The 488-nt window shown below is 48.2% G+C and carries 1 protein-coding gene; it reads right to left on the bottom strand.

The window, feature by feature from the left end; translation table 11 throughout:
• A partial coding sequence (locus tag A3738_RS15520) for an aspartate-semialdehyde dehydrogenase (protein WP_156504290.1) occupies positions 1 to 488 on the bottom strand: 488 nt, incomplete at both ends.

The following is a 488-nucleotide window of genomic DNA, read 5'->3' as shown; positions in this document are numbered from 1 at the left end:
GAGTGACAACGCATAGCACCAACACGTACACACAAACCGTCAATTGGGATTGCTTGATCTTGCGTACCGAGAATCTTGTTAGTTTCAGCACCTGCTTTCCACTCCTCACGGCTTTGGCCTGACGGCAACTGCGTATCGATATAAGGAATCAAAGAGCCCGCAAGCGGAACGCCAAACTGGTCAGTCGAGAATTCGTCTGAACGCATTTTCTCTGCTACCAACTTATCAATTTCAAGAATCGCTGACGCTGGATTGTCTAGCTGATTCGCAACCGCTTCGTTGATCTCACCCATTTGAGTAATCAATTCACGCATGTGCTTAGCGCCTGAACCTGATGCCGCTTGATATGTCATCGGTGATACCCATTCCACCAAGTCTTCCGCGAACAAACCTCCTAGAGCAAGCAACATTAGACTCACCGTACAGTTACCACCGACGAAGTCTTTCACGCCATTAGATAGTGCTTCATCGATCACGTGACGGTTAAC

The sequence above is a fragment of the Oleiphilus sp. HI0066 genome (assembly GCF_001635725.1).
Note: the sequence above shows the minus strand (reverse complement) of the source record. Positions and strands in the feature narration are given on the sequence as shown.